The organism is Streptomyces sp. (genome assembly GCF_050698815.1).
GTDB lineage: Bacteria > Actinomycetota > Actinomycetes > Streptomycetales > Streptomycetaceae > Streptomyces.
The window spans coordinates 1-9,776 of record NZ_JBOHCV010000308.1; the positions used below are offsets into that span (position 1 = coordinate 1).

Sequence of the window (9,776 nt, forward strand, 5' to 3'; positions counted from 1 at the left end):
GTCGTCGGAAGCGGCGGACGCGGCTGAGACGGGTGGCGGTCACGGTCTGCTGGGGATGCGGGAGCGCGCCGCCGCGCTGCACGGCGCATGTGAGACGGGGCCGCTGCCGGGCGGAGGATTCCGCGTACACGTGCGGCTGCCGCTGCAGCCGTCCGGCCCGCAGGACCCGCAGGACCCGCTGGGAAAGCAGCCGCAGGAAGGGGCATCCGCATGACGATCCGGGTGGTGCTGGCCGACGACCAGACGCTGCTGCGCAGCGCGTTCCGCGTACTGGTCGACTCCGAACCCGACATGGAGGTGGTCGGGGAGGCGGCCGACGGGGCCGAGGCCGTCGCCGTCACCCGGGAGGTCGGCGCGGACGTGGTGCTGATGGACATCCGGATGCCCGGCACCGACGGGCTCGCCGCGACCCGCGCCATCAGCGCCGACCCCTCGCTCGCGGAGGTCAAGGTCGTCATCCTGACCACGTTCGAGGTCGACGACTACGTCGTACGGGCGCTCCGCGCGGGTGCCTCCGGCTTCCTCGGCAAGGGCGCGGAGCCCGACGAACTGCTGGCCGCCATCCGTACCGCGGCCAAGGGCGACGCCCTGCTGTCACCGGTCGCCACGAAGGGGCTGATCGCCTCCTTCCTGGCGCAGGGCGGGACGCACGAGGAGGCTGAAGGCGGGGGCTCCGGGGCGCTCGACGCGCTCACCGGGCGGGAGCGCGAGGTGCTGACCCTGGTCGGGGGCGGCCACAACAACGAGGAGATCGCCGAGCGGCTCACCGTCAGCCCGCTCACCGTCAAGACGCACGTCAACCGCACCATGTCGAAGCTGGGCGCCCGTGACCGCGCGCAGCTGGTGGTCGCCGCGTACGAGAACGGTCTCGTACGGGCGCGCGGCTAGCGGTCACAGGCTGTGCGGGTCACAAGAAGGCGCCCGAAGGGATGTAAGGGGCGGGCGGGCGCATGCCGCGCAGGCCGAGGTAGCCGGAAGTGGTCAGCCGCAGGCCCGCCGCCAGGCCGACGTCGAGGGCCCACTGCTGCTCCCCGGTGAGGTGAGGGACCGTGGCCCGGGTGCCGTCCGGGAGGCTCAGCAGGGCGGTGATCAGCAGCCGGGTGGCCAGCCGGCGCGAGGTCGCAGCCAGGAGTTCGACGCGGCCGTCGGCGTCGAGGTAGCAGTAGCCGCTGCCCGCCAGGTCGTCGGCGACGAAGAGGCGGCAGTGGCGCAGCAGGTACGCGTGGTCCACGCCGTGCGCGCCGCCGCGCACTCGCCGGTCGACGGAGTCCATCAGGTCCCGGTGTGCCGCCGAGCCCTCGACGGCCGGCCCGTCGGGGTCGGCGAGCCGCGCCGGGTCGACGATGCCGTCCAGGCGCATCATCGGGTGCAGCTCGAATCCCGCCCGGCGGTAGGAGCGGGCCGCCATCGGGTGGCGCGAGCTGCAGATGAGGCCGCGCAGGCACGCGCTGCCGTATCGCAGGGTCCTCTCCAGCAGTGCCGTGCCCACGCCCTTGCCCTGCGCGTCCGGCAGCACGACCAGCAGGGCCAGTCCCCAGGTGCCTTCCCGGATCAGCGACTGGGCCGCGCCCACCGGCTCTCCGGCCGCGTCCATGGCGAGCCAGCTGCCGCCCGGGTCCGCGCGGACCAACTGCCGGGCCTTCTCGCGCCGGGCTGCCGACTGCTCAGGGCCGGGCTCGGAGAGGGGACCGTCGCCCTTGACCGCGTCCGACGCGGTGAAGGTCGCCGTCGCGAGCCGCCGTACCGTCTCGGCGTCCGCCTCGGTGTCCCGCACCGGTCGCAACAGCATTGCCGCAGGCTACGGCAGCGCCAGCATCCGCTCCAGGGCGAGCTTCGCGAACTTCTCGGTCTCGTCGTCCACTTCGATCCGGTTGACGACCTTCCCGTCCGCCAGCGACTCCAGCGCCCAGACCAGATGGGGCAGGTCGATCCGGTTCATGGTCGAGCAGAAGCAGACCGTACGGTCCAGGAAGACGATCTCCTTGTCCTGGTCCGCGTAGCGGTCGGCCAGCCGTCGCACCAGGTTGAGTTCGGTGCCGATCGCCCACTTCGATCCGGCGGGGGCGGCTTCCAGGGCGTTGATGATGTATTCGGTCGAGCCGACCTGATCGGCGGCCTCGACGACTTCGTGCTTGCACTCGGGGTGCACGAGGACGTTGACGCCCGGGATGCGCTCGCGTACGTCGCGCACCGACTCCAGCGAGAAGCGGCCGTGCACCGAGCAGTGCCCCCGCCAGAGAATCATCTTCGCGTCCCGCAACTGCTCGGCGGTCAGGCCGCCGTTCGGCTTGTGCGGGTTGTACAGGACGCAGTCCTCGAGCGACAGCCCCAGGTCGCGGACGGCGGTGTTGCGGCCGAGGTGCTGGTCGGGCAGGAAGAGCACCTTGTTCCGCAGGCCCGTCCGGTCGTCACCCTGCGCGAACGCCCACTCCAGCGCACGCGCGGCGTTGGAGGAGGTGCAGATCGTGCCGCCGTGCCGGCCGGTGAAGGACTTGATGTCGGCAGAGGAGTTCATGTACGAGACCGGAACCGTGACGTCGGCGACGCCCGCCTCGGTGAGCACGTCCCAGCACTCGGCGACCTGTTCGGCCGTGGCCATGTCGGCCATGGAGCAGCCCGCGGCCAGGTCCGGCAGTACGACCTGCTGCCGGTGGGAGGTGAGGATGTCGGCCGACTCGGCCATGAAGTGCACGCCGCAGAAGACGATGTACTCCGCCTCGGGACGCGCCGCCGCCTCCCGGGCGAGCTTGAAGGAGTCCCCGGTGACATCGGCGAACTCGATGACCTCGTCCCGCTGGTAGTGGTGGCCCAGCACGAAGACGCGCTCCCCGAGCCGCTCCTTGGCCGCGCGGGCGCGCTCGACCAGGCCGGGGTCGGAGGGAGCGGGAAGGTCCCCGGGGCACTCGACGCCGCGCTCGCTGTTCGGGTCCGACTCACGGCCGAGCAGCAGCAGCGCGAGTGGCGTCGGCTGTACGTCCAGTGGCTGGCCGGAGGGATGCGGCACGGCACCCACCCTTTCTGTAGCGCCGCGAGCGGCTTCTCGTCCAACTGACGCTATCGATGATAGCCGCTTCATGTCACTTTGACGATGGCGTTCGCGTCGATGTGACGCATTCCCGGTCGCTCCGGCTGTGTGCGAGCATGAGGGAGGAGAACGACGAGAACGAGTGATCAAACGTACGTGCCAGCCCTGGAATGAATCCGGGATGCCGCCCGTTGCAGCTGGCGGCAGAGCAGTCCGACCAACCCGGGAGAGAAGCAGATGTCCGTATCGGACGAAACCGCTGTGAGCGAGGGCATCATCCTGTCCGACGCCGCTGCGGTGAAGGTCAAGAACCTGCTCGAGCAGGAGGGCCGCGACGATCTGGCGCTGCGCGTCGCCGTCCAGCCCGGTGGCTGTTCCGGCCTGCGGTACCAGCTCTTCTTCGACGAGCGCTCGCTCGACGGTGATGTCGTCAAGGACTTCGACGGCGTCAAGGTCGTCACCGACCGGATGAGCGCCCCCTATCTGGGTGGTGCCTCCATCGACTTCGTCGACACCATCGAGAAGCAGGGCTTCACGATCGACAATCCGAACGCCTCGGGCTCCTGCGCCTGCGGCGACTCCTTCAGCTGAGCCGGCGCGGCCGCATCGGCCGAGCAGGCAGGACGAAGGCGGCGGACTCCCCCCACCAGGGGTCCGCCGCCTTCGTCGTTCCGCCCCCTCACTTGGCGCGCGGCACTCCCTCGCCGTCCCGCGCGTCCACGACCTCGCGGTCACCGAGCGCCTTGCCGAGCTCGACCTCGACGGTCTGTTTCTTGGCGATCTTGATGCAGACCTTCTTCGAGTCCGTCTTCTTCGGGCGGACCGTGACCTTGACCGGTGCCGACGTGCCGCCCTCATCGGCGCTCGCCGTGTAGCCGCCGCACACCCCGCCCCAGAAGGTCAGCTTCAGGGTGCGTCCCTCGGCCGTGTAGGACTTGACGGCCTGGATCGGCGTCGTACCCGGCTCCTCGGCCTCGCCCGGGTCCGAACCGGGCCGGCCCGAACCCGACTGGCCGGAACCGGGCTGCTCGGGCCGGGTCGGCTTGAGGAACTCCGGCTGCACCGCGGGGTAGGCGACGCGCGCGCTGTGCGTGCCGCCCCGCAGATCCAGTTCGTAGATCCACGACGGTACGAGCACCGGCTTGCCGGCCGCGTAGTGCGTCACCAGCCCGAAGTCGGCACCCGTCACCTTCACCGGCTCCCGCGGGTCGGGCTGTGCGCTCGGGGGAGCCTCGCTCGCCGGCTTCTCGTTCTTCGTGTCCCGCATCGGCTCGCGCACGCTGCTGGAGACGCCGCTCGACCCCATCGCACCCTGCTTGTTGAGGTGCTTGAGCGTCTCCTTCGCCGTCATCACCGGGTACGAGGCACCCTTGCTCAGCTCGCCGAGGTTGCCGTGTCCCCGTACGACCTTGCCGTCCGGGCCCACGGTGAAGGTGCTGTTCCAGTCCCGGGTGGGCATGCCGTCCACCGCCGGGGTGGCGGTCACCATGCGCAGCGGCCCGAGTGTCACCTTCGCGTCCAGTGCGGCGTCCGTGAGCTTGAGCGTCTTCAACGCCGGGCGTACGGCGCTCTTCGCCTCCCGCTCCGAGACCGGCGAACCCTTCTTGCCGGAGTCGGGCACGCTCGGGCAGACGGTGTTGGACCGGTCCGGGTCGGAAGAGCCGGAAGAGTCGTCCGGCCCGGACGGGCTGATCGATCCGGATCCACCGCCCTGGCTCGGCCCGTCGTCACGGGGCACCGTCGGCAGCGGCCTCGCGCACGGCAGCTCGCCCGTCGAACCCTGCTGCTGGTACGTCCAGTTGCCGGTCGACCTGTCGTTGTTCACCGTGAGCGCCGGGCCCTGCGGCGCGTCCGAGCCGCCGCTGTCGCCGACGACCCAGCGGCCGTCCTGCTTCTCCGGCGTTCCCGGCACGTCCAGCGTTTTGGCGAGCGCGGCCACCGCGTCGCGGGGCACGCCGGCCTTGGTGCGGTAGACGGAGGCCGAGCCGGGGCCGTCCGGCAGCTCGCCGGTGGCGCGGTAGCTCTGCCGGTGCGGTTCGCCCGGCGCGATCCCCTCGGGTCCGTCGCCGGGAGAGCCGCCCCGCTGCTGGGCCGCGATGCCGTCCAGCGCGAGTGGCGCCGGTTTGTCGCCGGGCCCGGCCGAGTCCCCGCCGCCGGCGCTCGAGGCCCAGTAGGCGCCACCGCCACCGGCCAGCAGCACGGCCGTCGCCACCGCGACCACGGACAACTGCCGTCGGCGGCGCGGTGCGGGCCGCTCCTCGGAGGTATCGGAGATATCGGAGAAATCGAGGGAATCGGCGGAATTCGGGGTAGCGCCCTCCCCGCCATCGGCGGGGGACGGTTCGGTGCTCACGGCATGACTCCTTCGGCTCCGCTCATCACTTCAGGTCCCTGCCCTGCATGCGAGGGACGCAGGTGTGACGGGGCCGGAGCACAAGCGGTTCCCCCTCCGCCCGCCTCTCAGTCGCCGTATTCGGACATACCGTCCAGCAGGCGCGCGGAAGCCACCGGTACGCGCACCCCGTGCAGTGCTTCGTACGGGGCCGGTGCCCCCGATTCCCGCGCACGGGCCGGCGCGGGGAAGGGGTTCGACCAGTGGGGAGCCATGCGGGCACAGTCACCGCGCAGCTGGTCCATCGACTCGGGTTCTGCTCCGGGCGGGAGCGCGAGGTTCTGCATGAGGCCGACGCTACGCACCTGGTCACGCGCCCGGTAGGCCCTACTATCTGGTAATTAGGTCCTGTTCGGATACGTCAGGGGAGCGGGTACGGTGATGTTGCCATCCGAAAGCGTCCTCCGACAGGAGCAGATTTCGCCGTGCGTATCGCAGTCACCGGCTCCATCGCGAACGACCATTTGATGACTTTCCCCGGGAAGTTCTCCGACCAGCTGGTCGCCGACCAGCTGCACACGGTTTCCCTCTCCTTCCTCGTCGACACCCTCGACATCAGGCGCGGCGGCGTCGGCGCCAACATCGCGTTCGGCATGGGCCAGCTCGGCACGAACCCGATCCTGGTCGGCGCCGCCGGAGCGGACTTCGAGGAGTACCGCGCCTGGCTCGACCGGCACGGCGTGGACACCCACTCGGTGCACATCTCCGAGCTGCTGCACACCGCCCGGTTCGTGTGCACCACCGACGCCGCGCACAACCAGATCGGCTCCTTCTACACCGGGGCCATGAGCGAGGCCCGCCAGATCGAGCTGCAGTCCGTCGCCGACCGGGTCGGCGGCCTCGACCTCGTCTGCATCGGCGCGGACGACCCCGAGGCGATGATCCGGCACACCGAGGAGTGCCGTAACCGCGGCATCCCCTTCGCCGCCGACTTCTCGCAGCAGATCGCGCGGATGGACGGGCCGGACATCCGGGTGCTGCTGGAGGGCGCGGCCTACCTCTTCTCCAACGAGTACGAGAAGGAACTCGTCGAGTCCAAGACCGGCTGGACCGACAAGGAGATCCTCGGCAAGGTCGGCACCCGGGTCACCACGCTGGGTGCGAAGGGTGTCCGCATCGACCGCGAGGGCGAGGAATCCATCGTCGTCGGGGTGCCGGACGAGAACGCCAAGGCCGACCCGACCGGCGTCGGCGACGCCTTCCGCGCGGGCTTCCTCTCCGGGCTCTCCTGGGGCGTCGGCCTCGAACGCGCCGCCCAAGTGGGCTGCATGCTGGCCACGCTGGTCATCGAGACGGTGGGCACCCAGGAGTACGAGCTGCGGCGCGCCCACTTCATGGAGCGCTTCACGAAGCGGTACGGGCAGGACGCGGCCACCGAGGTCGGCGCCCACTTCCTCTGACACATCAGCACGCCGGGGCGGGTCCGCACAGCGCGGGCCCGCCCCGGCGTGCTGCCCTACGCCCGTCGGCGGACGCGGAACGACGTGCCCTCGGCGCCGAGATACTCCTGGCCCCGCATCTCGCACCAGGCGGGAATGTCCAGGCGGGCCGCCTCGTCGTCGGCGAGAACGGTGATGACGCCGCCCACCGGTACCTCGTGGATGACCTTCGCCAGTTCGATCACGGGAACCGGGCACAGCGTGCCCAGCGCGTCCACGGTCAGGTCGGCGGAAGGGGGCACGGGCCGGCGTGGCTCGCCGGGAGCGCGGGGCGCGCCCAGCTGCTCGCGTACGCCGCGCACCGCCTCCGGCAGCACCGTCAGGAAGTGCTCCACGTCCTCCTCCACCGAGGCTGCCGAGCCCGGCGCCCCCGCCCCCGGCGTCAGCGAGACGCGGATGTTGCCCTCGGACAGCACTCCCATCGCCCGCAGCACATGACTGGGCGTCAGCGTGCTGGAGGTGCAGGACGAACCCGAGGAGACGGAGAAGCCCGCCCGGTCCAGCGCGTGCAGGAGGGCTTCGCCGTCCACGTACAGGCAGGAGAAGGTCACCAGGTGCGGCAGCCTGCGCACCGGATCGCCGACGACCTCGACGTCCGGCACCAGTTCCGGCACCCGCGCCCGTACCCGGTCGATCACGGCGCGCAGCCGCGCCGCCGCGGCGTCCGCCTCTGCCCGTACCGCCCGCAGGGAGGCAGCGGCCGCGACGATCGCCGGAATGTTCTCGAAGCCGGCGCTGCGCCCGGATTCCCGTTCGTCGGCCGGCGGTGGCGGCGCGAAGCGCACCCCCTTCCTTACGGCCAGCAGCCCCACCCCCGCCGGGCCGCCCCACTTGTGCGCGCTGCCCGCCAGCATCGACCAGTCACCCTCGACGGGGCCCCAGGCCAGCGACTGGGCCGCGTCCACCAGCAACGGCACGCCCGCCCCCGCGCACAGCCGGGCCACTTCGGTGACGGGCTGTTCCGTGCCCACCTCGTGGTTGGCCGACTGCAGACAGGCCAGCGCGGTGTCCTCCTCCAGCGCCGCCTCGTAGCCCGATGGAGTGACGCGTCCGCTGCGGTCCACCGCGACCTCGCTCACCGTGCCGCCCGCGTCCAGGTGGGCCGCCGCGGCGTGCAGGACGGCGGAGTGCTCCACCGCCGAGACGACCAGACCCCGGCCCACCCGGCGCCGCCCCGCGAGCGCGCCCGCGATCCCGATGTGCAGTGCGCGGGCACCCGATGGGGTGAAAACCAGCTCGTCCGGACGGCATCCCACCGCTTCCGCGGCGGTTTCGCGCGCCGCGTCCAGCAGCATCCGGGCCCGCCGCCCCTCCCGGTGCAGCCGGGCCGGGTCCGCCCACCCCTCGTCCAGCGCGGCGACCAGCGCCTGCCTCGCGACGGGGTGCAGGGGTACCGAGGAGGCGGCATCGAAGTAGGGCACACCGGAACGCTAACGCGCCGGCCGCGCGACATCCCCGCGCGGCGCCACCGCTCCGCACCCTCTGCCCGTCCCCGACGCGGTGTCAGATACGGCGCCGCCGGGCGACTTCCCCGTTCTCCGGCCCGGCCTCCTCGCCATCGGAGGGCCGTCCGGCGCGTTACGGACCCTCCCCGCGTGGCCCCGAAAACGGTCCAGTAAGGTTTGCCCCGCATAAACATCCAAACCCCTGCCCGCGCCAGGGCCCGCGCCCGACCAGCAAAAGGCCGAGCCCGGATGGGCGGGCGAGACTCTCGGGAAGGCGCTACGTGAGTCCCAATGGCTCCGACCTCCCCCACCGCCCGCCGGGCGTGGGCGGTACCCCCATGTCGCGGCGCCCGATGCGGCGGAAGCTGCAGCAGGCGCTCGCCGCGGGCCTGGTCCTGGCGACCGCGACCGGTTGCACGTCGAAGGACTTCCCCCGGCTCGGCTTGCCCACCCCGGTCACCGACGAGGCACCGCGGATCCTCTCCCTGTGGCAGGGATCGTGGGCGGCGGCGCTCGCCGTAGGCGTGCTGGTCTGGGGTCTGATCGTGTGGAGCATCGTCTTCCACCGGCGCTCCAGGTCCAAGGTCGAGGTACCTCCGCAGACCCGGTACAACATGCCCATCGAGGCTCTGTACACGGTGGCACCCATCATCATCGTGGCGGTGCTCTTCTACTTCACCGCGCGGGACGAGACCAAGCTGCTGGCGACGTCGAAGAAGCCCGCCCACGTGGTCAACGTGGTCGGCTTCCAGTGGAGCTGGGGTTTCAACTACATCGAGGACGTGGACGGCGACGCCTCCACCTCCAACACCGGGAAGAAGGAACTGTCCGCCATCCCGGACCGGATGGCGGAGAGCTTCCCGCGCGGCGCCGACGGCGTCTACACGGTCGGCACCCCCGCCGAGCGGAACCCGCAGACCGGCAACCCGGGCCCGACGCTCTGGCTGCCGAAGGGGGAGAAGGTCCAGTTCATCCTGACCTCCCGTGACGTCATCCACTCCTTCTGGATCGTGCCGTTCCTGATGAAGCAGGACGTCATCCCCGGTCACGTCAACCGCTTCGAGGTGACCCCCAACAAGGAGGGCACCTTCGTGGGCAAGTGCGCCGAGCTGTGCGGCGTGGACCACTCCCGGATGCTCTTCAACGTGAAGGTCGTCTCCCCGGAGCGATACCAGAAGCATCTGGAGGGCCTGGCCAAGAAGGGCCAGACCGGCTACATCCCGTCGGGCACCGCCACCACGGGCGACGCCAAGAATGCGGAGACGAATAACCCGTGAGCATCCTCAACGAACCCAAGGGTGCCGCCGCGACGGCCGAGGCAGCACCACCCGTACGACAGAAGACGCCCGGCGCCGTGGTGGTGGACTGGCTGACGACCACGGACCACAAGAAGATCGGGACGCTGTACTTCGTCACGTCCTTCGTCTTCTTCCTGCTGGCCGGCCTGATGGCGATGTTCATGCGTGCCGAACTCG

10 protein-coding genes and 1 pseudogene are annotated in these 9,776 nt (G+C 71.1%); 6 read left to right on the top strand and 5 right to left on the bottom strand.

Annotated features, from left to right (window positions below; genetic code table 11):
- Positions 1–214, top strand: a 214-nt coding sequence (locus ACRDP3_RS11125) for an ATP-binding protein (protein WP_431516719.1), incomplete at its 5' end; no start/stop codon positions are given.
- Positions 211–888 (top strand): response regulator, encoded by a 678-nt coding sequence (locus ACRDP3_RS11130; RefSeq protein ID WP_431516720.1) that lies wholly within the window; start codon positions 211–213, stop codon positions 886–888. The genes ACRDP3_RS11125 and ACRDP3_RS11130, both read left to right, overlap by 4 nt.
- Positions 889–907: 19 nt before the next feature.
- Here ACRDP3_RS11130 and ACRDP3_RS11135 read toward each other — a convergent pair whose 3' ends face one another.
- The gene (locus ACRDP3_RS11135; protein WP_431516721.1) at positions 908–1,789 is read right to left on the bottom strand and encodes a GNAT family N-acetyltransferase; all 882 of its coding nucleotides are present in this window, start codon (positions 1,787–1,789) and stop codon (positions 908–910) included.
- Between the two features lie 9 nt (positions 1,790–1,798).
- A complete protein-coding gene (gene nadA, locus ACRDP3_RS11140) occupies positions 1,799–3,004 on the bottom strand; it encodes a quinolinate synthase NadA (protein ID WP_431516722.1) in 1,206 nt (401 codons plus the stop codon).
- A gap of 258 nt (positions 3,005–3,262) precedes the next feature.
- On the opposite strand from nadA, the gene ACRDP3_RS11145 reads away from it, so the two are divergent.
- Positions 3,263–3,616 (top strand): HesB/IscA family protein, encoded by a 354-nt coding sequence (locus tag ACRDP3_RS11145; protein WP_431516723.1) that lies wholly within the window; start codon positions 3,263–3,265, stop codon positions 3,614–3,616.
- A gap of 88 nt (positions 3,617–3,704) precedes the next feature.
- Here the strand turns inward: ACRDP3_RS11145 and ACRDP3_RS11150 are convergent, their stop codons facing one another.
- Positions 3,705–5,378, bottom strand: coding sequence for a hypothetical protein (locus ACRDP3_RS11150; protein WP_431516724.1), 1,674 nt, complete (start codon positions 5,376–5,378; stop codon positions 3,705–3,707).
- Positions 5,379–5,485: 107 nt separating this feature from the next.
- Positions 5,486–5,704: a hypothetical protein gene (locus ACRDP3_RS11155; RefSeq protein WP_431516725.1), complete on the bottom strand. Its 219-nt coding sequence runs from the start codon at positions 5,702–5,704 to the stop codon at positions 5,486–5,488.
- A gap of 138 nt (positions 5,705–5,842) precedes the next feature.
- Here ACRDP3_RS11155 and ACRDP3_RS11160 point away from each other — a divergent pair, with 138 nt between their 5' ends.
- Positions 5,843–6,817, top strand: a complete 975-nt coding sequence (locus ACRDP3_RS11160; RefSeq protein WP_431516726.1) for a carbohydrate kinase family protein — start codon at positions 5,843–5,845, stop codon at positions 6,815–6,817.
- Positions 6,818–6,873: 56 nt separating this feature from the next.
- On the opposite strand, the gene ACRDP3_RS11165 is transcribed toward ACRDP3_RS11160, so the two are convergent.
- Positions 6,874–8,277, bottom strand: a complete 1,404-nt coding sequence (locus ACRDP3_RS11165) for a cysteine desulfurase/sulfurtransferase TusA family protein (RefSeq protein ID WP_431516727.1) — start codon at positions 8,275–8,277, stop codon at positions 6,874–6,876.
- A gap of 305 nt (positions 8,278–8,582) precedes the next feature.
- On the opposite strand from ACRDP3_RS11165, the gene ctaC reads away from it, so the two are divergent.
- Complete coding sequence (ctaC, locus tag ACRDP3_RS11170) at positions 8,583–9,578, top strand: aa3-type cytochrome oxidase subunit II (protein WP_431516728.1); 996 nt, start codon at positions 8,583–8,585, stop codon at positions 9,576–9,578.
- Positions 9,575–9,776, top strand: a pseudogene (locus ACRDP3_RS11175) (cytochrome ubiquinol oxidase subunit I); the annotation flags it as partial. The gene ctaC and the pseudogene ACRDP3_RS11175, both read left to right, overlap by 4 nt.